We start from the raw sequence: 26,072 nt of genomic DNA on the forward strand, positions 1-26,072 counted from the left end.
GTGTATGGTCGAGTTGGGTACACACACGTCGGCGTCGGAGCGCCGGTTCGCACTCGGGTGGGTCGGGATGGCCATCGTGATGTCGCTCGCGGTGGCGGCCATCGATTTCCTCGAACTGCCGTTGCAGACGGTGTACGTGTTCGCGGCGGGCGTGACGCTTCGGGAGGTCATCGGACTGGCCGTCTGGCTGCTCCGACGCTGACGGCGGGCGGAGAACAGCTATATCGACGTCGTTCGAACGTTCGCGCGTGCCATCACGTCGCCTCGTTCTCGGGTCGTTCGCCTCGCTTTTCGCCGGCTGTAGCGCGTCGCCGTCGCCGCCGACGACGCCCGATTCGCCGACGACGCGAGCGGAGCCGGAGTCGCCGACGGCGACGTCGACCCCTGACCCCTACGAGTCCCATCTCGCCTCGTTCGGACGGTTCCTCGACTCGGAGTCGGTGGCGCTCGCGGAACTGACCGCCGACGAACGGGCGTCTGTCGTCTCGCTCACTTACGAGAGCGACGCGCGCAGCACGGACCGCCTCAGCAACGAAATCGGAACCGTCGCCGGCGGGTTCTTCAGGGAGGTCGCCGCGGGGTGGACCGCGTCGCGGCTCGAAGCGACCATCGTCGCGGCCGCCGCGGACTCGGGCGCGGTCGTCGCCCGCTGGCGCGCCGAGTCCGCGTGGTTCGACGCCTACGACCGCGGCGACATCAGCGCGGACGAGCTATCGCTCCGGGTACTGCAGACTCTCGAACGAGCGTAAGCCGAGAACGCGGGTCGACGAGACCGCGCGCCTGCGAGTCGCTGCTCGCGACGCCCCGCACCTACGTCCGCCGCCGAGCGAGTGCGACGAGCGCCGCCAACGCCGCCGCGAGCGCCGCGGTCACCGCACCGAAGCCGGGAGTACTGGTCCCGGTCGTCGCCGGTTCCGACTCGGTCGTCGCGGTCGGCGTCGGCGTCGACTCGGCGTCGACCCGGAGCGTTCCGGCCGAGACGCCGTCCACCGCGACGTCGTAGCGCCCGACGGCGTCGGCTGTGACCACGAACTCGACGGACCGCGTCTCGCCGGGGGCGAGGTCGAGCGTCCGCGACTCGCTGACCGCGCCGTCGACCGTCAGGTCGACCGTCGTCTCGCCGCGGGTCTGGCCGGTGTTTTCGACCGTCGCGGTCACGGTGACAGAGTCGCCAACGACCACCGAGGACGGCAGGGAGCCGGTCGTCACCGCGAAGGCCGCCCCGGCGGGCGCGGGGGCGAGCGCGAACACCGAGAGGCCGGGCGAGACGGCGGTGAATCGGACCTCGTCGTCGGTCTCGCCGGCGACGCTCGTCGAGAGCGCCCGCCACTCGCCGTCGCTGTAGCGGTAGAGCCGGAGGTCGGCCGGGTCGAGGCCGCGGTCCGTCAGCGTCGCCTTCGAGACAGAGACGGTGAAGTTCACGCCGGAGATGGCGCTGTCGTCCACGTCGTGGGCCACGTCGAGGTACGAAAGCGGCCCCCCGTCGAGCGCCGGCGTCCCGTCCGGCACGGAATCGAGCGCCCGCACCGTGAGTTTCGCGTCCGACTTCGCGCCGAGCGTAAGCGAGAGGCCGTCGACCCGGACGCCGCCGCGCTCGACGCCGGAGAGGTCGACCTCGACCGGCGCGCCGGGCTTCGCGTTTCGGATGTCGACCGCGAGGCCGCCGTTACTGGCCGACGTGCGAACCGACGTCCGCGCGCCGCCGGAGTTGGAACCGCCCGACGAGCCGCCGGTGTCGTCGTCGCTCTCGCCGCCCGGGTCGTCCGGGCTGTCCGTCGTGTCGCCGCCGTCGGTCTCGCCGCCGTCGGAGCCGCCGGTCACCTCGACGGACGCGTCGGCCGTCGTGCGCGTAATCGCCGACCCGTCCGCGTCGGCGAGGGTGTCGACCTCGACGCCGAGCGTCGCGTCGCCGGCCGACTCGCCCGTCACGTCGAGCGCCGCGAGCGCGACGTCGCCGGTCGGGCCGGACCGGGCGTCGGTGTAGCCGACGATTCTGAGGACGCCCGATTCGGGCGCGGCCGTCTCGACCGCGAAGTCGCTGTCGGCGACGCGCACCGAGACGACCGAGGGGTCGTAGGTGACGTTGACTGCGAACGCGCCGACGCCCGCGCCGGCGGGAACGTCCGCGGCCCGCAGGGTCGCCGTCGCCGTCTCCTCCAGGCCGACCGAATCGACGCCCGCGACGGAGACGGTCGCCGAAGACGCCGCGCCGGCCGCGGAGACCGCGGCGAACGGTGCGACGCCCGCGAGGACGACCGCGCAGACGACCGCCGCGACGACGACGCGCCGCGCGAACGCGAGACGGCTCATCGCGCACCTCCGTAGTCGGCGGTGCGGTTGCCGGCGTCGTACTGGGCGACGAGCATCGCGTCGACCGCCGTCACCTCGCCGTCGCCGTCCACGTCGCCGTAGGGGTCGCCGTCGTCGACCGCGGCGACCGCGGCCGCGATATCCGCGGCGTCGCCGTCGTCGACGGTCCCGTCGCGGGTCGCGTCGCCGACCGGGAAGCCGACGAACTCGATGGCCACGTCGAGCAGGCCGGGCGAGTCGAGGGCGACGGTCGTGGTTCCACCATTGCGGCCGGGCGCGACCTGCTGGCCGTCCACGGTGGCCGTCACGTCGTGGTAGCCCGACGGGAAGGCAGCGGGGTCGGCGACGCCGACGACCGCCCGGCCGTCGGGCACGTCCGCGAGGAACGCGACTTCGAACCGCGCGCGGGCGGTGGCGTTGCCGGCCTCGGTGACGGCGCTCTCGGCGCTGCCGTTCGCGACGGCCGACTGTGCGTCGGTGGCGACGACGACCGCGGGGTCGTCCAGCGAGCCGTGGCGGTAGGTCACGTTGGTCTCGCCGCCGGCGTCGACCGAGACGTTCAGCGCCGGGTAGGTCGCGCCGCCGACGCTGACGGAGACGGTGTGGTCGCCCGCGGTCACGTCGTCGCGGACGGTGGCCCCCGCGCGGTCGGTGCCGTCGACGGTGACGGTCGCGCCCGACGCCGGGTCGCCCGCCTCGTCGAGCACGTCCACGGAGAGCGCGCCGGTGGCGACAGCGGTCGCGGTCGTCTGCGCGCGGACGTTGTTCGACTCGTTGTACAGGGGGCGCACGTCAGCCCGAACGGTGCGCTCGCCCGCCGACTCGACGGTGACGGTGAAGACGTAGGTCCGCGACTCGCCCGCCGGGACGTTCCGGCCGTAGACGAACAGCGAGTCCCCGCTCGTAATCGTGCTGTTCTGGATGGCCCACGTCCGCGTGCCGTCGGTCGATTTCACCACTGGATTCGGGTCCGCCGGGGCCGACAGCCCGGCTTCGAGGGGGACCTCGACGATGGGGCTGAACAGGTCCGTGCCGCTCGCCGTGTTGTCGACGGTCACTTCGAGTCGGTTGTCGCCGACGTGGAAGTCGGCCGGCGCGTCGATTGAGACGCCGTAGCCGGCCGCGGCCGCGGTGGGCGCGGAGACGCCGGCGACGACGACCGCGACGAGCAGGAGTCCCGTCACGGCGCGTGCGACGGACATCTCAGGGACCTCCCTCGTTCGCGGCGTACTCGTCGCGGGCGACGAGTTGGTCGTTTTCGAGACCGACGACGAGCACGCCCGTCCCGGTCGTATCGACCTGCACGGTTATCGGCCCGTCGGCGTTGTCCCGGAGCGTCTGGAGTTCGCTGTCGGTGAGTTCGACCGAGTCGAGCGCGTCGGTCGAGTCCACGTCGATGGTCTTCGTCACGAGCGCCGGGGTCGACTCCGTGCCGAAGGTGACGGTCACGTCGTGGGTCGGGGTCGAGCCGCCCTGTCCGAGCGTCAACAGCGTGTTGATTGCGAGGGCGGTCGCGCGGGTGTAGCCCCACGACCCGCGGTCGTCGTAGACGGTGACGAGGTAGGTCTGGCCGGCCTGCACGGAGGCGTTCGTGTTCTCCAGTCCGGTCGCGTTGAGCGCCATGAGCGCGTACGCGGTCGTCTCGGAGGTGGTGCCGACGTCGCTCCACGAGGCGGAGCGACGTTGCGACCACGCCCCGCTGTCGGCTTGGTTGTCGAGCAGCCACGCCCGGCCGTCGTCGATGGCCGTCCGGACGGGAGCCGTCTCGACGCCCGAGGCTTCGAGGCCCCAGACGGCGAGCGCGGTGGACATCGTGTTCGGGGTGGAACCGTCGCCCCACGCGCCGTCGGCGCGCTGGGCGGTCACGAGGTAGCTCGCGGCGTCGCCCCGGAGTTGGTCTGCGGTCGCTGCGGCGGTCGCGTTGTACGGGCCGGCCTGGTCGAGGGCGACGAGGGTGAACCCGGTCATGGCGGCGTCATCGTCGAAGTAGAACTTGTCGTTGCGGATGCGGCCGTCGGCGGCCTGTTCGTCCGCGAGCCACGCGACGGTCGCGTTAGCGTCTATCCGGTCGAGGTCGGCGCGGACCGGCGCGCGAGCGCTCTGCACGGGGTCGTTTCCGACCGCGCTCGTGCCGAACAGCGCGTAGGCCGTGTAGAACACGTCGCCGTCGGGGTCGTTGCCGTACATGCTCCACGAACCGTTCTCGTGTTGCGCGTCCTGTCCGGTCGTCAGACGGGCGACGCCCGCGCCGACGCTGGCGTTGATTTGGCCGGTGTCGTATCCGCCGGGTGCGGGGTTGCGCCGGTAGTACTGGCCGGTGTACAGCGCCCCGAGCATCGGCGAGGTCGTCTGCTCGACGCAGGCGTGGGGGTACTCCACGAGGTAGTCGAGCCCGGCGAGCGTCCGCCCGTCGGTCCCGAGGTGCGTGGAGATGGTCACCCCGTGTTCGTAGGTCGTCTCGTTGCGGAGGGTGAGCGTCGCGGAGTCGCTCCCCGTGCCGGTGAAGTTCACCGCCGCCGTGTCGACCACGCGGGTCTTCGGGCGCTCGACGGTGAGGCGTTCGGTCGCCGTCTCGTTCTCACCGCGGGCGCTGAGGTTCAGTTCGAGGTCGTAGGTCGCGTCGCGGTTCGCGGTGGCGACCACGGTCCACTCGAAGTACGTTCGGTCGTCGGTGTCGTACTTGGTCGCGGTCTCGCCGGGCGCGAATTCGAGGCCCGCCGGGAGCGACAGGTTCGCGGTCACGTTGCTCTCGTAGTTGCTGTAGCCGCGGCCGTAGACGGTGACGTTCCGGCCGACCTGCACCGGGTCGGCGGCGGACAGCCGTCCGCGGAGTTCGTACGGCTGGCTCGTCGTCACGTCGCGGTCGGCGTTGCCGCGCGGGGCGTCGGGGTCCGCGACGGAGGCGACGAGCGTGTGCCGCCCGGTCGCGAACGTGTGATTCCGCGTGAAGACGGCCGTCTCGCGTGGGTCGAGCGACGGCACGGCGAGCGTCTCGTTCGACGACCCGTCGCCGAAGTCGAGCTCGGCGGTGCGGGCGTCGCTCGGGGCGTTCCCGTAGTTCCTGACGTAGACGCGCGTCTCGGCGGCCTCGGTCGGGATGACCCGCCACGGCGCGTTGACGGTGAGTCGGAGGTCGGCGTAGCTGACCTCGGTCGTCGCCGTGGTTCGATTGTCGGTCTCGTCGCCCTCGGCGACCGCGCCGTCGGGGTCGGTGACGGCGACGAGTTCCACGTCCGGATACGCCGAACTCAGGTTGCCGCGGAGCCAGTCGGTGAGGTCGACCGTCACCGTCTCGTTCGCGCCGGCGGCGACGGTGCCGACGGCGCGGGTGTACGTCGTCGAGGCGTCGTCGTAGTAGCCGACGCGGGACCGCGCGACCAGTCGCACGTCGACGTCGGTCGCCTCGGCGGTGCCGTCGTTGACGACGGTGACGTTCGCGGTCACGCGGTCATTGCCGAGCGTCTGGGCGGGTTCGACCGAGATGCGCGGTTCGAGGTCGGGCGCGGCCGAGGCGTTCACGACGAGCGTCGTCGCGTTGCTGTTCCCGGACGCGTCGGTCGCGGTGACGGTGACGGTGTGTGCGCCCGCCGTCGCCAACGAGAGGTTCGTCCGGTTCGCGGCCGTCGTCACCGACTGCCCCTCGTCGGTCTCGAAGGTGTAGTTCGCGACGCGGTGGTTGTCGGTCGCGCTCGCGACGACGCTGAAGTTCCCGCCGGTCCTGACTGGCGACGGCGCGCTCGCCGAGACCGTCGGCGGCACGCGGTCGACCACCGGAACGGTCGTCGAAAGCGTCACCAGCGTCTGTTCGGTCGTCCCGTCGAGCACCTCGACCGAGACGGGCGCGTCCCCGAGCGCCGCGTAGGTGTGGTTCGTCCGGTTCGCGCTCGTGAAGACGGTCTCGCCGTCACCGAACGACCAACCGTAGCGAACGTCCGTCACGGACGCCGGGAGCGAGCGGTTGGTGACGGCGAAGGAGACGTTCGTCACGTTCACGTCGGCCGGCGTCGGGGCGACGCGGAGGTCCGCAGAGCCGATGTCGCGGACGGTCACGGCCGTCGTCGCGGTGTAGAGCTTGCGGTCGTAGCTGTCGAAGCCGGAGACGCGGGCCGTGTACGTTCCGGTCCGGTCGTACGCGTGCGAGACGTTCCGCGCCGTCGTCTCGGCGGTCGCGCCGTCGCCGAACGACCAGCGGTAGGTCTCGACGCTGTCGGCGTCGCCCGAGACGGTCGTCTCGAAGGTGACGTTCTCGACGGTACGCCGCGGGTCCGCGGGCGTCGCCGAGAGCGACCCCGAGACCGACGCGAGCGGTTCCACGTCGCCGAGTGCGACGAGCGAGCGGTTGATGTCCGACGACGACCCGGTCTGGACGTAGAGCCAGCCGTCGCCGCCGACGACCGCGCTCGCGACGGTGGTGTCGAAGCCGGGGGCGTCAAGCGAGTCGTTCCACACCGGCGCGCCCGTCTGCAGGTCGAGCGCGTGGACGGTGCCGTCGAACTCGGCGACGTAGACCGTGTCGCCGAGGACGGCCGGCGCGCCGAGGACGGCGCTGTCGGTGTCGTAGCTCCACGCGCGCGAGCCGTTCGTGGCGACCGCGACGACGCCCTTCTCGTCGTCGTAGAAGCCGCCGCGGGTGTCGACGACGATGCCGTCGGCGACGGCGGGCGACGAGCGGCTCTCGGTCTCGCCGGCGGCCACGGACCACAGTTGCGCGCCCGTGTCGGCGTCGAAGGCGACGAGCGAGCCGTACGTCGAGACGTAGAGGACGCCGTCCGAGACGGTGGGTGCCGCGCCGCGGTGGTTCGAGAGGCTCCGGTTCCACCGCTCGGTGCCCGTGTCGGCGTCGAAGGCGTAGAGGTGCGAGCCGAAGCCGGTGAAGCGCGAGCCGTCCCACCCCTGCGTCACGTAGACGGTGCCGTTCGCCACCGCGGGCACGGCCTGCGCGTCACCGGTCGTTTCGAGTTCGGTCAGGTTCTTCCGCCAGCGGAGCGAGTGCGACCCCCGGTCGATGGCGTAGAGCGCGTCTTCGGCCTCCGAGACGACGTAGACCGCGTCGCTCGTCACCGTGGGCGCGGAGAGCCACTCGCCGTCGGTGAACAGACCGTCGCTGTCGGCCAGCACCGACACCGACCAGCGTTCGGAGCCGTCGGCCGCGTCGAACACGGTGAGCGTGTCGCGCTCGTTGTTCGCGGCGTCGTTGTGACTGCTCACGAACATCGAGTCGCCCTCGACGGTCGGGGGCGCGGTCACCTCGTCGGGGTAGGCGCTGGCGGACCACAGCGTCGAGCCGTTCGCGGCGTCGTAGGCGACGATTCCGTAGCCGCTGGCGACGAACACCCGCCCGTCAGCGAACGTCGGCGGCCGCGAGTAGAGCGTGGACGTGGTCTCGTTCCAGCGGACCTCGACGGGTCCCGCCGGGCCGACGCCGGCGACGTTCGCGCCGGTGTTGGCGTCGTCGTAGCCGAACTGCGGCCAGCCGTCGGTCGGCGCGGCGAACTCCTCGGCGGCGACCTCGACCGCCGCAGACGCCGTGAACAGCGGCGTTCCGTTCGCGTTCGCCACGGTCACGGCGGCGTCGTAGGTACCGGGGTCGGCGTAGGCGTGGCTGGTCTCGTTGGCCGCGGTCGTCGTGTCGGCGGTCCCGTCGCCGTCGAAGTCCCACCGGTACTCGCCGACCGACTGGCCGGCCGCGAGCGAGACGTTCCGAACCGCGAACGCGACAGATTCGCCCTCGGTGAGGCTGTCGGGCGTGGCGACGAGCGTGCCGTTTCCGGCGGCCGTCACGTCGAGTCGGAGCGTGTCTTCGACCAGGAGCGCCTCCGTGCTGTTGTCGCGGACCCGCACGGTCGCGTTGTACGCGCCCGGCTCGGCGTAGGTGTGATTCGCCGTCGCGTTGGGGTGTCTCGTGTACGCGCGGTCGCCGTCGCCGAACGTCCACGTGTAGAAGTCGCCGTCGCCGACGCCGGAGACGTTCACGAGGGCGAACCGAACCGTATCGAGATTGGCACGGGCGGGCGTCGGTGCGGCGGTGAGCGTGCCGTCTCCGGCCGTCACCGCGTCGAGCGTGAGCGACTCCTCGAAGAGGAACTGCTCGCTCCCGCTCCGCGCCGTGACGGCGACGGTGTGCGGGCCGGGGGCGGAGAACCCGGGGAGGACGAGGCTCGCGTTCGGATGCGTCGTGTACCCCGCGTAAGAGCCGTCGACCGTCCACGTGTAGAACGAGGGCGTCTCGCCCGTGATGTTCGACAGCGAGACGTTGACAGGCTCGCCGAGCGCCGGGGCCGTCTCGTTCGCCGTCATCGTCGCGCCCGGCTGTTCGGCCGATTCGAGCGTCACCGTCACCGTCTCGTCGCCCGTCACGTCGAGCTGTGTCGTGTAGACGCGCTGGACGTAGCCGCTCGACGACGAGACGGGCTCGCCTTCGAGTCCGCCGTCGTAGCTGAGTTGTCTCGGCGGGGCGACGGCGACGGTCACGTTGCCCGTGAGTTCGATTCCGGCCGTCCCGTTCGAGAGGTGGACGTCGCCGTCGGCCTCGGTGAGGAACCACTCGCCGAACTGCGAGGTGTTCACCGTCGCGCCGTTCGCGTTCGTGTGCTGGAAGGCCACGGCCGCCCCCGAGACGGGCGCGCCGGTCTCGTTGACGACCGAGAGGTTCACCACGTGCGCACCCGGAAGCGCCGCGTTCCCGAGGTCGGCGGTCGCGCCGGGCGACGCCCGCTGAAGCGCGAACACGTCGGGCGACCCGTCTCGGGGGAACGCGCCGGGAGCGCCGGGTTGCGACCCGTTGGCCGCGAGGTAACTCACGTCGTACGTGGCGTTCGATTGGAGGCCCGTGAGGTTGTACGCCCCCTGCGCCGAGAGTTCGTCGTAGCTCGGTTCACTTCCGTCGGTCGCGGCGAAGACGACGTCGCTTGCGGCGGGCGCGCCCGTCGCGCGGTCGACCGACCCCGCGAGCGACTGCCCGGCGGCCGCCCCCGAGAGCGCGACGAACGGACTCGCCAGCGAGACGAGGACGATAATCGTGAGCGATGCTGCCCCTACCTGGTGTCGATAACGTGTTGTCATGCCCCACCTTCGTCTCTCCGAAACCCGCGAAAGCCACGAAATCCGGAACGATATCGTGTGTCATCATGGCGAGGCTATAATTCTGTGTTACTGGCCATACAGCGGTGTTTCAGGGCCTGAAACGACGTTTCGAACCGCGAATCGTAGGCCGCCGAGCCGCGCCGCTGTCGGCTGTTCGACCGCGGCGGCGAGTCCGTCGCCTCAGAGGAACGCGTCGCGTTCGGCCGGCGTCGATTCGGTGCGATACCGCGTGTACGTCGAGTGGGCCCAGTCGACCACGGCGTCGGCCTCGGCGTCCAACACCGCGCGCGGGCGGCCGTGGTCGTCGACGACGCCCATGCCGACGCGGTCGGCGTCGAGAATCGAGAGGACGTACGGCACGCGCTCGTAGCGGTACAGAGAGACGTTGGGGGCGTCGAAGAGGTCGGCCAACTGCCCCGCGGTCTTCTCGCTTCGCGCCATCGCCTCGTAGGCCCCGTCGGTCATGATGACTTCGACGTCGACGTCATCGTTCCGGCGGCGATGAACCGTCGCCAACACGTCGGGCGAGGCGGCGTGCGTCAGGATGCGAATTCGGTCGGCCGACTCGACGTGCGACACCGCGAGCCGAAGCGGGGCCTGCGGGTCGCTCGGCGTCGGCGTCACGACGGTCGCCGACGCGAGCGCGCCGAGACGGAAGCCGGGGTCGTCCAGCGGGAGCCACTGCAAGAGGTCGGCCTCCGCGAACGTCGTCGCCGCCTCGACGGTCGAGACGGCGGTCTGGAGCTGTTCGACCACGACCACACCGAGCGGCGTAATCTCGTAGTGTTCGCCCGTTTTCGAAACCCACTCCCGCTCGGTGAGCGACTTCATCACCCGCCAGGCTGTCGACCGTGACGTGTCGAGCGTCGCCTGCAACTCGCTCGCGGTCGCCGGTCCCTCGTCGAGCGCCCGGAGCGCCGCTAACCGGTTCGGTGAGGTGATGAGACTCCGAAGTTCGTCCACGACCCCGTCCATGGTAGACGATACGACACCGCCGTAATAGTGGTTCCCCTCTGCGTGGGTGCGAAACCACACGCGAACGAGGCTGTGTGCCGCGGAATCGCCGCCACCGCGTCAGTCGCGAACCCCGCGCCTCGTTCCCACCGCGAGCGAACGCACCTCAGCGGTTATGTGGACTCGTTGAGAACATCGAACTATGTTCGACCGACTCCTCTTTCCGACGGACGGGAGCGACGGCGCGGACGCCGTCCTCGACCACGTCATCGACATCGCCGCCGCCCACGACGCGACCCTCCACCTGCTGCACGTCGCCCCGCCGGAGCCCGAGCGACGCCCGAACCTGCGCGACGAAGGCGACGGAGCGGCGGGCGAGCGCCGCCGAACCGACGGCGAGCGATTCGTGAGCGACGCCGCGGCCCGGGCGTCCCAGTCCGACGCGGCGGTCGTGACGAGCATCGAGCGCGGCGAGCCGTATCGGGTCATCACCGAGTACGCCGCCGAACAGGACGTCGACCTCGTCGTCATGCCGACCCACGGGCGGACGGGGCTGAGCCGCCTGCTCCTCGGGAGCACCACCGAGCGCGTCGTCCGACGGTCCGACGTGCCCGTGCTCACCGTCCGACCGGACGCGGCGACCGACCTCGCGTACCCCTACGCAGACGTGCTGACGCCCACCGATGGGAGCGCCTGCGCGACCGCGGCGGTCACGTTCGGCAGCGAGTTGGCGGCGGCGACCGACGCCGCGCTCCACGCGGTCTCGGTCGTCAACGTCGCCGCCTTCGGCGCGGACATCCGCGGGCCGCTCCTCATCGACGAACTCGAAGAGCGGGCGAGCGACGCGGTCGAACAGGCGGGCGACGTGGCGGCCGCCGCGGGCGTCGAGACGGTCAGGGAGTCCGTCGGCCGCGACGTGTCGATTCACCACGGCATCCTCGCGTACATCGACGAACACGACGTGGACCTCGTGGTGATGGGAACCCACGGCCACACGGGCTTCGACCGCTACATGCTCGGGAGCGTCGCAGAGAAACTGGTCCGAACCTCGCCGGTGCCGGTGGTGACGGTCAGAGAGCCGCGAGGCGAGTAGGTCGGGGCGTCGGGCGTCGGCCCACGGTCGGCGGACACCGGTCGCTTTCGCCCGTCAGCTCCGAAGCAGGCTCGTGACGCCCGCGGTCTCGGCGATGACCCACCCGACGAAGACGAGATACGCCGCGCCGAGCGCGTAGCACTCCACCCGCGAGAGCGACAGGTCCGTCCGGAGCAGGCCGAACAGCAGGACGGTCGCCAGCGTCAGCACGCCCAGCATGGGGACGGCGACGGCGAAGTCGACCGGGACGCTCCCGACGATGAGGACGCCCACGGGGATGGCGACGAGCAGGTCGAACGTGTTCGACCCGAGGACGTTGCCGAGGCTCGTCGCGCTGTTGCCGTCGGCGGCCGAGCGGACGCTGACGAGCGTGTCGGGGAGGCTCGTCGCGGCGGCGACGACGGTGACCCCCGCGAGGAACGTCGGGACGCCGAACGTCCCGCTGAGCGACTCGACGCTCCCGACCAGTTGCTCGACGCCGACGAGGATGACGAGGAGGCCGCCGAGGAGGCGCACCCACTCGCGACCGATGCCGTCGGCGACGCCTGCGTTCTCGGCTTCGTACTCCGAGACGTCCTGCCACTGGATGAACAGGTAGAGGCCGTAGAGGAAAAGCGGGATGAGCGCCACCGGACGGGTGAGCTGTCCGGTCAGCGCCGGGCCGTCGGGTACGGGGAAGTAGATGACCGCCAGCGAGAACGTGACGACGAGCGTGGCGACGGCGACCATGTAGAACTGCGCCTCCTTGTAGACGACCAGCCGGCTCGTTTCGAGGTCGCCGTCGGTGGCGAGCCCCGATAGCGCCGGAATCACGAGGATGTTGAAGATGGCCGAGCCGACGATTGCACCGACGCCCATGTCGAAGACGCCCGCGGTGGCGGCGATGGCGACGCTGGCGAACTCGGGAAAGCTCGACCCGAGGGCGACGATGATGGAGCCCTGGACGACCGCGGGGAGGCCGTAGTACGCCGCGAGGTGGTCGGCGGACTCTTCGAGCCACCCGCTGCCGACCCAGATGAGCCCGGTCGTCAGGAGAATCACGACGACGTTCGCGAGCGGCGACGACGGGACGAGACTGCCGAGGACCATTGGTACTCCCTTTCAGCGACGCGGAAAAAGAACCCACCGACACGGGGTGGTCGGCGGTGGGGGCCGGTCGGCGGGTGGCCCGCGGACTCGGTCGATGGCCCGCGAACTCAGACGGTCGTCAGTCGTCGCAGTGGGCCGATTCGGGCGTGAACGTGACGCCGCCGATTTCGATTTCGTCGGGGACGCGGTCGGTGTCGTGCGCGCCGACCGGAGGGAGGTTCGCGTCGGCCGCCGGCGACGCGTCGAGGTCGGTCGCGGACGCGATTGTCTCCATCTCGCCGTCGGCCTCGCGCGCGTCCTGGTCGATGCGCATCGAGCAGAACTCGACGCCGCACATCGAGCAGAAGCGCGCCTCCTTGTAGTTGTCGCCGGGGAGCGTCTGGTCGTGGTACGACCGCGCCCGCTCGGGGTCGAGCGCGAGGTCGAACTGCCGCGCCCAGTCGAACTCGTAGCGGGCCTCCGAGAGCGCGTCGTCCCAGTCGCGCGCGCCGGGGAGGTCGGTCGCCACGTCGGCCGCGTGGGCGGCGATTCGGTAGGCCGCGAGCCCCTCGCGCACGTCCTCGCGGTCGGGAAGCCCGAGGTGTTCTTTCGGCGTGACGTAACACAGCATCGCCGCGCCGGCGCGGCCCGCCTCGGTCGCGCCGATGGCGCTCGTGATGTGGTCGTAGCCCGGAGCCACGTCGGTGACGAGCGGGCCGAGGACGTAGAACGGCGCGCCGTCGCAGACCTGCTGTTGGCGCTCGACGTTCTCGGCGATTTGGTCCATCGGGACGTGGCCGGGTCCCTCGACCATCACCTGCACGCCGTAGTCCCACGCGGTCTGCGTGAGTTCGCCCAGCGTGTCGAGTTCGGCGAACTGCGCGTCGTCGCCGGCGTCGGCTAGACAGCCGGGTCGGAGGCCGTCGCCGAGCGAGAACGTCACGTCGTGCTCGGCGAAGATGTCGCAGATGTCCTCGAACGCGACGAAAAGCGGGTTCTGCTCGCCGTTTTCCTCCATCCACTGGGCGAGGATGGAGCCGCCGCGGGAGACGATGCCCGTCTTCCGGCCGTCGGTCAGGGGGAGGTGCTCCATCAGCACGCCCGCGTGAATCGTCATGTAATCGACGCCCTGTTCGGCCTGTTTCTCGATGATTTCGAGGAGCAGGTCGCGGGTGATGTCCTCGGGGCTGTCGACGCGCTTGACCGCCTCGTAGATGGGGACGGTGCCGATTGGGACCGGCGAGTACGCCACGTTCGCCTCGCGTATCTCGTCGAGGTTCGACCCCGTCGAGAGGTCCATCACCGTGTCCGCGCCGTAGTGGACCGCGGTGTGGAGCTTCTCCAACTCCTCGGTGAGGTCGCTCGTCGTCTCGCTGTTGCCGATGTTCGCGTTGACCTTCGTGGCGAACTCGCGGCCGATAATCATCGGGTCGAGCGAGTCGTGGTTGCGGTTCGCGGGGACGACCGCCTGGCCCTCGGCGACCTGCTTCCTGACGAACTCGGGGTCGCGGTTCTCGCGCTCCGCGACGCGTTCCATCGCAGGGGTGACGCGTCCCTCTCGGGCGTGCTGGAGTTGTGTCGACGCCATTGATTACCTAGTGATACAACTGGCTAATAACAGTTGTGACAGCCGCGGCCAGCGGGAGATGGTCGTCGGAGAGGGCGACTCACGCCGGGTTCAACACGTCCACAGAACCCTCACGAGCATTGTCTGAGGCGGCGTGACACAGACGGCGACTCAATCTATCGAGTGACCAAGACGATGCCGACGACCGCGAACGCGATACCCGTGAGTTTCGTGAGTGTGAGGTTCTCTCCGAGAACGAGCATCCCGATGACGGCGGCGACGACGAAGTACATCGCACCGAGCGTGGAGACCACTGTCGTCGACCCATGAGTGAACCCGATATACATCGAAATGAGACCAATTCCGGTGAACAACCCGGCCACGCCGGCAAGGAGACCTCCCCTTGCGGTAACTGCGAGCGATGCGTCTGAAACGATGATGAAGCCGAACGCGAGAAGCGCGGCGACGAGATACGAGATGGCGGCGGCAGTCCGCGGATCCATGGACTCCGACGCGGCGTTGCCTAAGATTATCCAAATCCCCCACGTCACCATTGTAACCAGGCCGAACAACACAGCCGAGTCCATCTCAGCGAATTCCATCTGTAACGCCTCACGTCGCCGTTCAAAAGAAACCGGACCTCGATTATGACTGGTGTATATAGGGGGCGGGCAAAGATGCCGGCACGGAGGTCCGTTTATTCTACCCCACCGACGCTGAACTAACTGCCGAGTAGCGCCTCTGGATCTATCGGCAGAACGGGTCCACGGTTAGCATTCGATGTCGGCAACCTGCGCCAACTGCGGTCGTTCGTCGATTGGATGGGAGTCCCAGAAATGGAATTGGAGACAGTAGTTCTCCTCAAGCTCATCGACACCTGAGATGTCGACTCTCTCGGCGAAGTCCTTGACAACTCCGTGTACTGCGACCGGGGTGACATCTTTGTCTGGGGCTATCGTTACTGGCTCGTCAGCGCCCGCGTTGACACGATACGACTCCCAGTCTAGCATGCCAGATTCGGTTTCGAGCGCGAGGTGGAACGTCTGCGCTCCGTCGTCCGTATTCCGGAGTTCGACGTTCACCTCTTGAAGGGATCCGTCGGACGTGAACGGGGCGATACAGCCGGAGAACCCGAACAACGTGGCGGCCGCACCGAGGAGGACGTGGCGGCGTTGCACACGTCCGACTACATCCGACATTGGTAAGTATGTTATCACTTCTGAACGATTCGATTCTCTCATACTGGGGACTGAGCCCGTGGCCGATTCACAGAGATGCAAGGGGGAAGCCAACGGCTTCAGCCGTGGGTCACTGACACAGAAACAGTCGCCGAAACGTCGCCGGCAGCGCGCGTGAACCGCGCTACCGACTCGTCAGCTCACCCCTCGTAGCCGGCGTACTCCATCAGTTTCGCGAAGATGTCGGTATCCATCGCCTCCTTGTAGACGACGCCGCCGAGCATGCCGCCGGGGTAGAAGTTCCCGTTCATGACGTGGTTGACCTTGTGGCAGTGCATGAGGTAGATGCCGGGTTGGGCGTCCGCCGTGAACTCTATCGTGTGGCGCTCCGCGGGCGCGATGTTCGTCACGTCCATGTCGTGGCGGGCGGCCTCGGGGACGACGCCGCCGTCCTTTTCGACGACCTGGAAGCGGTGGTTGTGGATGTGCATCGGGTGGCTCATGTAGCCCGCGTTGACGTAGTGGATGCGGACGGTGTCGCCCCGTTCGACGATGATGGGCGAGCCGTCTTCGGGGTGGAGCGTCCGCGGCGCGCTCTTGCCGTTGACGGTGAACACGTCCGGCTTCCGGTTCCGGGGGTCGTAAGCCACGTTCTCGCCGGCCATCTGCCGCGGGAGCCGCGAGTCCCAGTCGCGGACGGTCATGAAGTACTCCCTGTCGGCCGGTTCGTACCCCTTCGGGTCGACGCGGAGGATGCCGTACATCCCCATCTCGATGTGCCGGTGGGTCTGGTAGTGACAGTGGTAGAGGTGCGTCCCGGGGACGTTCGCCGGGATGGTGTAGGTGTGTTTCTCGCCGGGGTCGACGCGGATGCCCGTCGTCGTCGGCACGCCGTCGTCCTTCCAGGCCTTGCGCACGCCGTGGAAGTGGACCGTGTGCGGGCGCATCCCGTCGGTGTTGTCCAGCGTGACCTCCATGTCGTTGCCCTCGGTCGTCCGGAGAATCGGCCCGGGGACGCTCGGCGCACCGTCGTCGGCGCTGAACGCCCACACCTGCGGGAGTTCGACCGGCCCCCCCATCGTTTCGAGGGGGTGCGCCGCGTGGCGCGCCGGCGCGCTCTTGAGGGTGACCTTCCCGCCTTGCTCGTCGACCTGCACGACCTCCGGCGGGCTGGTGTACGGCAGCGCCGACTCGCTCGTCTGGGCGACCGTCGTCTCGTCCGCGCCGACGGCGGCGTTGCCGTCGCCGTTCGTGGGCGCTGCGCACCCCGCGAGGCCGAGCGCTCCGACGCTCCCCGTTGCGGCGAGGAATTCGCGACGCGACACCGTCGAACCGGGTGCACCGACGTAGTTGCTCATTACAGTCGGTCGTTGGCCCGGGGGAGTGGAATACCGTCTCGCCGGTTCCCGTCTCTCAGTACGTGTCCGAACATGTTCGGCGCGGTCGATACGTACCGGGCGGGGAAACGGTCGAGTCGGGCGTGCCAGTGCGAATCGACGGCCATCGATTCGACCGACTCGACGCTGGTGCCCACACCTTTCATACGACCCGGTGGCGTATCGGAACCCGAACTGACGGCGCGCGCCGCGCCGAGCAACCCAAGCCTACGCAGATGTCGACGAATCCACTCTCAGACGCGCTCGAACCGGACTTCGAGACGGTGTTCGACGCCCTCACCAGCACGCAGTGTCGCGCCGTCCTCAAGCGGCTCGACGGCCCGATGACCGCCTCGGACATCGCCGCCGCGTGCGACCTCCCGCGCTCGACGGTGTACCGAAAGCTCGAACAGATGGTCGAGGCGGGGCTGTTGGAGAAACGCGACCGCGGCCGCGACGCCGCCCGCTACGCGCTCGGCTTCGAAGAGGTGGTCGTGACGCGCGAACCGGGCGACCTCTCGATTTCCGTGTCGTCGCCGTCGCGGTCCGCCGCGGACCAGCTCTCGACGCTGTGGTCGGCCGTCAGCGACCAGACCGACGACTGAGAGTTAGACCGTCGCGTCGTCTCGCGCGAGAAACGCCTTCATGACTTTCCCTTCTGCCCGGTGGAGCTTCTCGCTCGTCGTCGACTTCGCCAGCCCGACGGCCTCGGCGAGCCCGGTGAGCGTGCACGTCCGCGGCGTGTCGTAGTAGCCCTCGGCGACCGCCGTCTCGAGGAGCGCGTACTGGTCGTCGGTGAGAAGCGACTCCGTGTCTATCGACTGGTGGATGGAGACGAGGTCGAACGGGATACCGAACTGGGTGAGCTGTTCGCCCAGCTCCGAGAGGTTCTCGCGCGGCGCGGTCACCTCGACGGTCACCTCGCCGTCGACGATGGTGATGGGCAGTTCCAGCGGGATGCCCACCTCGCTGAGCGTGAGAATCAACAGCGGCTCGGTCGTCTCGAACTGCACCAGCGCGCGCTCCGGCTGCGCTTCGAGAATCGTCACCGAGACGACCGACTCGTACTCGTCGATGGTGGTGACGACCGGCTCGATGTCGGCCGCCCGTATCTCGACGAGGCCGACGCCCGTCTCGTCGGCCGGCATCGCCGCGAGGACGGTGAACTCGGCGTCCGGATAGCGGCCCGAGAGGTCGGAAACCCAGACCTGCTCGGGGAGCGTGATGGAGAGTGTTGCCCGGGGCATCGGTAGTGAAACGAACTCGTCCCCGCCGCACAAAGATAGTTCCGAACATGTTCGGCCATCGACCGCGGTTCGGGAACCACCGAGACGGGCTTTTCACCGGAACCCCGACCGTCGAGTGTCGAGCGGGGCGGGTCAACCGCCTCGCCGCCTAATCATGAGTTCGAACGATTCCACATCTCCGACGCTCGGCCGGCGAACCGTACTTCGACTCCTCGGCGGCGCGGCCGTCTCCACGACCGCGCTGGGAGGCGTCGCCGACTCCGCGCGAGCACAGTCGGGGACCGACCTCGACTCGTGGTTCGCACAGACCTCGAACTACGAGGGGGTGGTGGACAAGACGGGGAGTTCGACGGTGACGGTGACAGTGGGTGAACAGGCCAACGGCGGCGCGTTCGGGTTCGGCCCGGCCGCGGTTCGCGTCGACCCCGGAACGACCGTCGTCTGGGAGTGGAACGGGAAAGGCGGCTCGCACAACGTCGCCGCCAGCGACGGGAGTTTCGAGTCCGACCTCGTCGGCGACAGCGGCCACACGTTCGAGCACACCTTCGACACGGAGGGCGTCTACACCTACGTCTGTACGCCGCACGAGACGCTCGGCATGAAGGGCGCAGTCGTCGTCGGTGACGCCGGCGGCGCGACCGCGACCGAGGCGGCCGACTCGGCCGGTGAGGGCGATTCAGAGGCGTCTGCCGAGAGCGCCGGTGAGGGCGACGTCGACCTCGACGCGTGGTTCGAGAACACCTCGAACTTCGACGGCGTGGAGGGACAGACCGGTCTCCGGCGCGTGACGGTCGAGGTCGGGTCGCAGGCCAACGGCGGCGCGTTCGGCTTCGGTCCCGCGGCGATTCGCGTCTCGAAGGGGACGACCGTGGCGTGGACGTGGTCCGGCGAGGGCGGGTCGCACAACGTCGTCGCCGAGGACGGGAGCTTCGAGTCCGACCTCGTCAGCGCCGGCGACCACACGTTCGAGCACACCTTCGAGGAGGCCGGGACGTACACCTACGCCTGCACGCCGCACGAGACGCTCGGGATGAAGGGCGCGGTCGTCGTCACCGACGACGAGGGCGGGTCGAACGAGCAGGTCGCCGAACCGTTCGGCGACCCCGAGGCGGAGCGCCTCGGCGGCATCGCGCTGGCCGGGACGTTCGGCGCGATGCTGGCGTCGCCCGCGCTGTTCGGCGCGTTCATGTGGCTCAAAGGCGAGGGCGGCGAGTCGGCGGGCGAGACGTATCCGAAAGAGAAGTCGGAGTAGTCGCCCACGGCCCGGCAGCGCTTTCGAAGACTGGGCGACTGCGACGCGGTCGTCACGAGACGACGGCGACAACCCATCGCGGCGGTGTCGACGGCTCCCGGCGCTGTCGTCGGTCCAGAACATTGTTACTGCCGCCAACGTGTTGACAACTATGCGCCGCCGCGCGTTCCTCGCGTCCGCCCTGACCGCCGCCTCCACCCTGACCGCCGGATGTGGTTCCATCCGGTCGCCGACTGAACACACGGACCCGGTGGTCGAGCCCGACGACAACCCCCGAGACAGGGGAAAATACCTCCAGTTCGACGGGGACGGAGACGACGGAGACCTCGCCACCGTGGGCGTCGACCCCACGTCCGGGCCCCTCCCGAGACCGCTCGCCGTCTCGATTTCGCACTCTCGCGACACCGAACTGCGGTCGCTCACACAGCGCTTTACGGCACCCGACGGTGACGGGTCCCCGCCGCGACTCTCGCTACGGGGGCCGTTCGAGGGTGGCCGCAGACCTCACCCGTCTGTGTCGCTGTTCCGAGACGGGGCGGTCGCGGTCGTCGAAGTCCATCGGTTCGGCGAACTCGCCGACGAGACCGCGTTTCTCAACCTCGCGGTCACCGAATGGCCGGGATCGGCCCGCAGGCTCGCCGTCGACAGTACCGTGGAACTCGTCGAGACGGGGGTTTTCGAGCACACGCACGTCCTCGACGGGGAGTTGGAGTTCGACTTCTTCGCCGAACCGGACGCCGGCGGTGGAACCGCTGGAACCCCGAGTTCGTCGGGGTAGCTAGACACCGGCTCGCCGCGAGTGCAGGCACCGGTCTGGACGTTCGAGACCGAGATGCGTCTACTGTTCGAGACCGAGGCGAGCCTACTCCACGTACACCCGCGTCACGTGCCCGCCGCAGCCGCACTGCTCGACGTACTCGTACGCCACACCGTCGAACCGCTCCGCCAGCGCGTCGTAGAGGTACGTCTCCGGGTGGCCGTGGTCGCCGTGGGTGACGAGGTTGACGTGGTGGCCGGCGGTCGTGTGTTCGACCGCGGCGACCGCCTCCGAGACCACGAGGTCGCGGTCGGCGGCGTGCCGCGGGTGTTCGAGGTTCGCCGACCACGACGTGTCGTGGACGCGGTCGGTCGCAGAGTCGGGCGTTTCGCGGTCGTGGTCCGCGGGTCGCGAGTCGGTCGTCATCACACTTCGAGAGACGGCTTCCGACTCAAAGAGCGGCTATCCGAACATGTTCGTCCGGGCTGTGCGAGGCCGGGAAGCGCCGCGTGTAGCCTATAGCAGGCGTGTGAACCACGACGTGTATGGAGCTTCAACGCAAGACCATCGCGAAGGCAATCGTCGTCGTGTTCGTCTTCAACCTCGTCGTGATGGGCGCGGGCGCCTGGTTCGCCTATCAGGAGGCCCCGCCCATCCCCGACGAGGTGGTCGGACCCGACGGCGACGTCGTCGTCAACGGCGACGTGATTCGAGAGGGTAAGACCGTGTTCCAGAAAGACGGCCTGATGAACCACGGGTCGATACTGGGCAACGGCGCGTACTACGGCGCGGACTACACCGCCGACGCGCTGGATTTGAAAGTCCAGTTCATGCGGAACTACTACGCCCAAGAGCGGTACGGTGAATCCTACGACGAACTCGACTCCGCCGACCAGGCCGCCGTCGCCGACGTGGTGAAATCAGACCTCGACGACAGCTACGAGGGCGGCGCGATTCAGTACACCGCGGCCGAAGTCTACGCCCACGAGCAGGTTCGTCAGGAGTACGTCGAGCGCTACCACGAAGGCGACCACGAGCGCGGCGTCCCCGCGAACATGATCGACTCCGAGGAGGAGGCGCGGGCGTTCGCGGACTTCGCCATGTGGACGGCCTGGTTCTCCCACACCGACCGCCCTGACGGCACCCACTCGTATACGAACGACTGGCCGTACCAGCCCGGCGCGGGCAACGACGCCACCGCCGCCTCGATGACGTGGAGCGTTATCGCCATGGTGCTTCTCGTCGCGGGCGCGGGCCTCGGCATCTGGCTGTACAAGTCGGTCGAACTCCCCGAGCCGTCGGCCGAAGACATCACGGTGCCCGAGCCGGGCGACGTGAGCGTCTTCCCGAGCCAGCGGGCGGCGCTTCGGTTCATCCCGGTGGCCGCGGGATTGTTCTTGGCGCAGGTGCTGTTGGGCGGCCTACTCGCGCACTTCTACATCGAGCGCGCCGGGTTCTTCGGCATCGAGTCGATATTCGGCGTGCCCATCCTGCAACTGCTCCCGTTCGCCATCGCCAAGACGTGGCACATCGACCTCGGTATCCTCTGGATCGCCGCGACGTGGCTCGGCGCGGGGCTGTTCCTCCCGCCGCTTTTGACCGGCTACGAGCCGCCGAAGCAGTCGACGTACATCAACGTCCTCCTCGGCGCGATCGTCGTCGTCGTGGTCGGCGGCCTGTCGGGCATCTGGCTGGGCGCGAACGGCTACATCGACGGCTCGCTGTGGTGGATTCTCGGCAACGAGGGGCTCGAATACCTCGAAGTCGGGAAGCTCTGGCAGTTCGGCATCCTCGCCGGCTTCCTCATCTGGGCGGGGCTGGCCGTCCGCGGCCTGAAGCCGCTTCTCGATAAGGAACCGCCGTACGGGCTGGCGCACATGATTCTGTACGCCGGCGGCTCCATCGCCCTCCTGTTCACCGCGGGCTTCCTCTTTACCCCCGAGACGAACATCGCCGTCACGGAGTTCTGGCGCTGGTGGGTCGTCCACATGTGGGTCGAGGGGGCCTTCGAGTTCTTCATCGTCGCCATCGTCGGCCTGACGCTGGTGTCGATGAACCTCCTGTCGCGCCGGAGCGCCGAGAAGGCGGTCATGCTCCAAGCGCTGCTCGTCATGGGGACGGGCATCATCGGCGTCTCGCACCACTACTGGTGGGTCGGCATGCCCGATATGTGGGTGCCCATCGGGAGCGTCTTCTCGACGCTCGAACTCATCCCGCTGGTGTTCATCCTCTACGAGGCGCTCGGGCAGTACCGCGCGATGTCGGGCGAGTCGTTCCCGTACCGCCTGCCGTTCATGTTCATCGTCGCCAGCGGCGTCTGGAACTTCGTCGGCGCGGGCGTGCTCGGCTTCTTCATCAACCTCCCGCTCATCAACTACTACGAGCACGGGACGTACCTGACGGTCGGTCACGCCCACGCCGCGATGTTCGGCGCGTTCGGCTTCCTCGCGCTCGGCATGGTCACCTACATGCTCCAGCTCTCCATCGACGCCGAGCGCTGGGACGGCTCGTGGCTGCACGCCGCCTTCTGGTGCTGGAACGTCGGCCTCGTGTTGATGGTGTTCGTCTCCGTCCTCCCGGTCGGCTTCCTCCAGTTGGAGACGGCGTTCACCGGGAGCTACGCCGCCGCCCGGAGCGTCGCCTTCTACGACCAGCCGCTGATTCAGACGCTGTTCTGGGCGCGGCTCCCCGGCGACTCCCTCATCATCCTCGGAACGGTCATCTACGCGGCCGACCTCGTCAGAAAGCGGTTCGTCCTCCGGCAGTCCGCCGACGACCCGAGCGTCGAGGACATGGCGGTCGCCGAGGGCATCCTGGGCGACGACTAACGGGCGAGGTTCTGTCGACCCGCTTTTTTGTGCTCGCCTGTTGAGGCCGTGCTGAATAGAGCGCGCATATCTCGCGATATTCTGTAGAGGTCAGGTATCAAGTCGACTAGGAAACCGAGTATATCTTATCTAGTGTCTGAAAACACAGTCATATCATGAACTTCGAAGACAGAGAACAGGTCTACGGACGAGACGACTACTACTGGGGAACAGAACCGAATCAAATGGCAGAAACGGTTGTAGAACTCACCTCTGGGAATGCTAACGAACTAACAGCGATCGATATTGGTGCCGGCGAAGGGCGAGATGCTGTCTTCTTCGCCCAACAAGGGTGGAACGTCTATGCGATGGACGTCTCCCCGAAAGGGTTGCAGAAGGCCGAGCGACTCGCTAACCAGAGAGGTGTCCCTCTCCAGACGATTCGGGCCGATGCAAATGACGTCTCTCTCCCGGAACCGGTCGATGTAGTGTATTCGGCAGGGGCCGTCCAGTACATTCATCCAACGAATCGCTCGCAGCAGTTCGACCACTTCAAACAGAACACGGCGGTGGGCGGGGTACACGCAATATTTGCGTTCATCGATCATCCAGACGTGCCGACACCACCTGACTGGACGGAGAACGAATATTTCTATGCGCAGGGTGAACTCCTGAGCTATTACGAAGATTGGGAGGTCCTTCAGTCAGAAAATATCGTCTTCGACGACGATTCCGGAGATGAACCACACCAACATGCTGCTGAAATATTATTTGTACAGAACTAGAGTCGGGGCCTTTTGAGTCTCTTTTTGCAGCACGACGGACAGCGATAACGTTCAGTGCCGATGCCCTCGGTTACAGGTCGCTGAATACGCCCTCTATATTCAGCACGCCACTCCTGTCGGGTTCCGAGGAGTTCGACGGAGTCACGTGTTCCGATTTATGCCGCCGGTGGACTCCCGACTCACTCCCACGCGAGCGCCAGCCCCGTCGCGGCCCCGACGATGACCGTCCCACCGAGCGTCGCAATCACGCCCAGCGCCCCGAGGAGCAACGGGACGACGAGAAACAGGAGAACGGTCTCCACGAGCGCCCAGACCGCCCCCGCGCCGGGCGACGCTTCGAACGGATTGCCCTCCATCACGACCACCGCGAGTTCGAGCAGGTACATCGGGACCGGGAGCGCGAGCAATCCCACGAGCCCACCGACGAGCGCGCCGCGGACTCGGGAGTTCGCCCCGCCGAGTCGCCGCCAGAGCAGGCTGGCGAGCAGACCGCCGCCGAGAAACCCCCCGGCGACGAGCACCGCCATCGGCGCGGCGGGGGCGGCCGGGTCGCCGCCGGTCAACAACGCGACGACCGGGTCGGCGAGAACGTACCAGAGCGCGAACGCGCCGCCCGCGAGAGCGAACGTCATCGAGGGGCGGCGGCGCGCGGCGGCGAGGAGCGGGTGGCCCATGCGAGAGATTCGTCGCACCGGAAGAAGAAGTTCGCGGCAGTCGAGAACCGACCGACTGCGGGCGGAAACAGACCGAAAACGACGCGGTCGGACGCTACTCGACGACGACCGCGCCTTTCATGCCGAGCGTCTCGTGCGGCGTACAGGCGTAGGTGTATGTCCCGGCCTCCTCGAAGGTGTGTTTGAACGTGTGACCGCTACTGCCCGCCAACTCCGATTCGAACCCGCCGTCCGCGGCGGCGACGTTGTGCGAGCCACCCTTGCCGTTCCACTCCCAGACGACCGTGGTTCCCGTCGAGACCCGCACGGCGGCCGGGCCGAACCCGAACGCCCCGCCGTTCGCCTGCGAACCCACTGTCACCGTCACCGTCGAACTCCCGGTCTCGTCCGAGACGCCGTCGTAGTTGTCGACGTTGTCGAACCAGCCGTCGAACTGCGGGGCGCTCCCGTCGCCGGAACCGTCGTCGCCGCCGGTCGTGCCGCCGGACTCGGTCGTCGGCTCCGCGGTCGATTCGGCGGTCGTCGCGTCGCCCCCGTCCGCTTCGGCCGCGTTCGCGGCGTCGTCGCCGGAGCCGGAACAGCCGGCGAGCGCCGTCGACAGCGCCGCCGTCGCAGTCAGTGCCGTAAAGCGCCGTCTCGTGAAGGTTGTGTCGCGCGTCATCAGCTACACCTCGGCGGCGACGGATGCAAGCGGTTATCCCGAACGTGTTCGGGGCGCTTCCCGTGCGCCGCCACTCCCGAGGCGTCAGTCGCCCGCCGACCGAGTCCCGGGCATCGGGCCGTCGTAGTCGGCGGGTACGTACCCGCAGAGCGGGTCGCTTGCCAGCGGGTCGCCGGTGTGGGCGTACGCCCGCGACCGACTGCCGCCGCAGACGTGGCGGAACTCGCACGCGCCGCACTTCCCGCGGAGGGCGTCGCGGTCCCGGAGCGACCGAAAGAGGTCGCTCTCGCGGTACCGCTCGACGAGTCCGCCGTCGCGGACCGAGCCGGCGGACGCGGGGAGAAAGCCCGACGGGAACAGCTCGCCGGTGTGGCTGACGAAGGCGAAGCCGTCGCCCGCGGTGATGCCGAGTCGGCGGCCGATGCCGTCGGTCGGGGGCGCGTCGCTCGCGTCCCGCCGGCGCTGGATGGCGACTCGGCGGTAGTGGGGCGCTTCGGTCGTCTTGACGCCGAAGGGCGCTTCCGCGCTCACCTCGGCCAGCCACTCCATGACGCGCTCGGCGCGTTCGGGGGAAATCGGGTCGAGAACGCGCCCGCGCCCGACGGGGACGAGGAAGAACACGGACCAGAGGACCGCCCCGAGGTCGGCCACGAGGTCGCAGAGCGCGGGGAGTTCGTCGACCGTTTCGGCGCAGACGGTCGTGTTTATCTGGAGCGGGAGGCCGGCCTCGCGGGCCGCACGGGCGGCCGCGACGGTCTGCTCGAAACTCCCGTCCTCTCCCCGGAAAGCGTCGTGCGACGCCGCGGTCGCGCCGTCGAGGCTGAGCGCCATGCGCTTGACGCCCGCGTCGGCGAGGTCGGCGACCGTCTCGGGCGTCAGCGACGACGTCCCGCTCGGGGTGAGCGTCATCCGGAGGTCCAAGTCGGTCCCGTACTCGACGAGGTCCACGAGGTCCGAACGGGCGAGCGGGTCGCCGCCGGAGAGGACGACGAGCTGCCCGGGGCCGAACTCGCGGGCCTGGTCGAGCAGGCGCGTTCCCTCCGCCGTCGTCAGTTCGTCGGGGTGCCGTGCGGGCGTCGCGTCGGCACGGCAGTGGTCGCACGCGAGGCCGCACGCTTGGGTGACCTCCCAGATGAGGACGAACGGCCGCCGCGAGGTGTCGATGCTCGACGGGTCAGGCGGGGCGGTCGCCGTCGGCGGCGCGTCCGCGTCGCTCCCCGTTCCCGTGTCGGTGTCGAGGTGTGGCGGTCGAGACATGGC

The 26,072-nt window shown here is 68.7% G+C and carries 22 protein-coding genes; 8 read left to right on the top strand and 14 right to left on the bottom strand.

The genetic code is table 11. The features are described 5' to 3' along the window. Positions 1–4 precede the first annotated feature (4 nt). Complete coding sequence (locus tag ABY42_RS09935; protein ID WP_004976138.1) at positions 5–202, top strand: hypothetical protein; 198 nt, start codon at positions 5–7, stop codon at positions 200–202. A 46-nt stretch (positions 203–248) separates the two neighbouring features. Further along, on the top strand, positions 249–749 hold the full coding sequence (locus ABY42_RS09940) for a hypothetical protein (RefSeq protein WP_050459348.1): 501 nt from the start codon (positions 249–251) through the stop codon (positions 747–749). Positions 750–810: 61 nt separating this feature from the next. On the opposite strand, the gene ABY42_RS09945 is transcribed toward ABY42_RS09940, so the two are convergent. The 4 genes from ABY42_RS09945 to ABY42_RS09960 form a co-directional block, all read right to left on the bottom strand. Further along, positions 811–2,310 (bottom strand): PGF-pre-PGF domain-containing protein, encoded by a 1,500-nt coding sequence (locus ABY42_RS09945; RefSeq protein ID WP_004976135.1) that lies wholly within the window; start codon positions 2,308–2,310, stop codon positions 811–813. Further along, the gene (locus ABY42_RS09950) at positions 2,307–3,512 is read right to left on the bottom strand and encodes a dockerin-like protein (RefSeq protein WP_050459350.1); all 1,206 of its coding nucleotides are present in this window, start codon (positions 3,510–3,512) and stop codon (positions 2,307–2,309) included. The genes ABY42_RS09945 and ABY42_RS09950 overlap by 4 nt, the downstream gene beginning before the upstream one ends. Before the next feature lies 1 nt (position 3,513). After that, positions 3,514–9,372 carry a PKD domain-containing protein gene (locus ABY42_RS09955; protein ID WP_050459351.1) on the bottom strand — a complete coding sequence of 1,953 codons (5,859 nt, stop codon included), beginning with the start codon at positions 9,370–9,372 and terminating at the stop codon, positions 3,514–3,516. Positions 9,373–9,573: 201 nt separating this feature from the next. Further along, complete coding sequence (locus ABY42_RS09960; RefSeq protein WP_004976123.1) at positions 9,574–10,368, bottom strand: helix-turn-helix transcriptional regulator; 795 nt, start codon at positions 10,366–10,368, stop codon at positions 9,574–9,576. Between the two features lie 181 nt (positions 10,369–10,549). Here ABY42_RS09960 and ABY42_RS09965 point away from each other — a divergent pair, with 181 nt between their 5' ends. After that, positions 10,550–11,440: a universal stress protein gene (locus tag ABY42_RS09965; protein ID WP_050459353.1), complete on the top strand. Its 891-nt coding sequence runs from the start codon at positions 10,550–10,552 to the stop codon at positions 11,438–11,440. Positions 11,441–11,494: 54 nt separating this feature from the next. Here the strand turns inward: ABY42_RS09965 and ABY42_RS09970 are convergent, their stop codons facing one another. The 5 genes from ABY42_RS09970 to ABY42_RS09990 form a co-directional block, all read right to left on the bottom strand. After that, the gene (locus ABY42_RS09970) at positions 11,495–12,529 is read right to left on the bottom strand and encodes a sodium:calcium antiporter (protein WP_050459354.1); all 1,035 of its coding nucleotides are present in this window, start codon (positions 12,527–12,529) and stop codon (positions 11,495–11,497) included. A gap of 118 nt (positions 12,530–12,647) precedes the next feature. Beyond that, positions 12,648–14,096 carry a phosphomethylpyrimidine synthase ThiC gene (gene thiC / locus ABY42_RS09975; protein WP_050459355.1) on the bottom strand — a complete coding sequence of 483 codons (1,449 nt, stop codon included), beginning with the start codon at positions 14,094–14,096 and terminating at the stop codon, positions 12,648–12,650. Positions 14,097–14,251: 155 nt separating this feature from the next. Next, positions 14,252–14,677, bottom strand: a complete 426-nt coding sequence (locus ABY42_RS09980; RefSeq protein ID WP_050459356.1) for an EamA family transporter — start codon at positions 14,675–14,677, stop codon at positions 14,252–14,254. Positions 14,678–14,845: 168 nt separating this feature from the next. Further along, positions 14,846–15,253 carry a hypothetical protein gene (locus ABY42_RS09985; protein ID WP_231608260.1) on the bottom strand — a complete coding sequence of 136 codons (408 nt, stop codon included), beginning with the start codon at positions 15,251–15,253 and terminating at the stop codon, positions 14,846–14,848. A gap of 200 nt (positions 15,254–15,453) precedes the next feature. After that, positions 15,454–16,611, bottom strand: coding sequence for a multicopper oxidase domain-containing protein (locus ABY42_RS09990; RefSeq protein ID WP_004976108.1), 1,158 nt, complete (start codon positions 16,609–16,611; stop codon positions 15,454–15,456). A gap of 254 nt (positions 16,612–16,865) precedes the next feature. Here ABY42_RS09990 and ABY42_RS09995 point away from each other — a divergent pair, with 254 nt between their 5' ends. Next, complete coding sequence (locus ABY42_RS09995) at positions 16,866–17,234, top strand: winged helix-turn-helix domain-containing protein (protein ID WP_050459358.1); 369 nt, start codon at positions 16,866–16,868, stop codon at positions 17,232–17,234. A 3-nt stretch (positions 17,235–17,237) separates the two neighbouring features. Here ABY42_RS09995 and ABY42_RS10000 read toward each other — a convergent pair whose 3' ends face one another. Continuing rightward, complete coding sequence (locus ABY42_RS10000; protein WP_004976105.1) at positions 17,238–17,876, bottom strand: helix-turn-helix domain-containing protein; 639 nt, start codon at positions 17,874–17,876, stop codon at positions 17,238–17,240. A gap of 154 nt (positions 17,877–18,030) precedes the next feature. On the opposite strand from ABY42_RS10000, the gene ABY42_RS10005 reads away from it, so the two are divergent. Beyond that, positions 18,031–19,128 (top strand): halocyanin domain-containing protein, encoded by a 1,098-nt coding sequence (locus ABY42_RS10005; RefSeq protein WP_050459359.1) that lies wholly within the window; start codon positions 18,031–18,033, stop codon positions 19,126–19,128. A 151-nt stretch (positions 19,129–19,279) separates the two neighbouring features. Beyond that, complete coding sequence (locus ABY42_RS10010; protein ID WP_197092891.1) at positions 19,280–19,906, top strand: hypothetical protein; 627 nt, start codon at positions 19,280–19,282, stop codon at positions 19,904–19,906. Between the two features lie 84 nt (positions 19,907–19,990). Here ABY42_RS10010 and ABY42_RS10015 read toward each other — a convergent pair whose 3' ends face one another. Continuing rightward, on the bottom strand, positions 19,991–20,311 hold the full coding sequence (locus tag ABY42_RS10015) for a CGCGG family putative rSAM-modified RiPP protein (RefSeq protein ID WP_004976099.1): 321 nt from the start codon (positions 20,309–20,311) through the stop codon (positions 19,991–19,993). Positions 20,312–20,430: 119 nt separating this feature from the next. Here ABY42_RS10015 and ABY42_RS10020 point away from each other — a divergent pair, with 119 nt between their 5' ends. Both ABY42_RS10020 and ABY42_RS10025 read left to right on the top strand, forming a co-directional pair. Then, entirely contained in the window at positions 20,431–22,713 is a 2,283-nt protein-coding gene (locus tag ABY42_RS10020) for a nitric-oxide reductase large subunit (RefSeq protein ID WP_050459360.1), read from the top strand. Between the two features lie 155 nt (positions 22,714–22,868). Further along, positions 22,869–23,477, top strand: coding sequence for a methyltransferase domain-containing protein (locus tag ABY42_RS10025; protein WP_050459361.1), 609 nt, complete (start codon positions 22,869–22,871; stop codon positions 23,475–23,477). A 179-nt stretch (positions 23,478–23,656) separates the two neighbouring features. Here the strand turns inward: ABY42_RS10025 and ABY42_RS10030 are convergent, their stop codons facing one another. From ABY42_RS10030 to ABY42_RS10040, 3 genes are all read right to left on the bottom strand, one after another. Continuing rightward, positions 23,657–24,151, bottom strand: a complete 495-nt coding sequence (locus ABY42_RS10030; RefSeq protein ID WP_050459362.1) for a hypothetical protein — start codon at positions 24,149–24,151, stop codon at positions 23,657–23,659. A 94-nt stretch (positions 24,152–24,245) separates the two neighbouring features. Next, complete coding sequence (locus ABY42_RS10035; protein ID WP_050459363.1) at positions 24,246–24,812, bottom strand: halocyanin domain-containing protein; 567 nt, start codon at positions 24,810–24,812, stop codon at positions 24,246–24,248. 84 nt (positions 24,813–24,896) lie between these two features. Further along, a complete protein-coding gene (locus tag ABY42_RS10040) occupies positions 24,897–26,069 on the bottom strand; it encodes a TIGR04053 family radical SAM/SPASM domain-containing protein (protein WP_050459364.1) in 1,173 nt (390 codons plus the stop codon). Between the last annotated feature and the right edge of the window lie 3 nt (positions 26,070–26,072).

The sequence above is a fragment of the Haloferax gibbonsii genome (assembly GCF_001190965.1).
GTDB lineage: Archaea > Halobacteriota > Halobacteria > Halobacteriales > Haloferacaceae > Haloferax > Haloferax gibbonsii.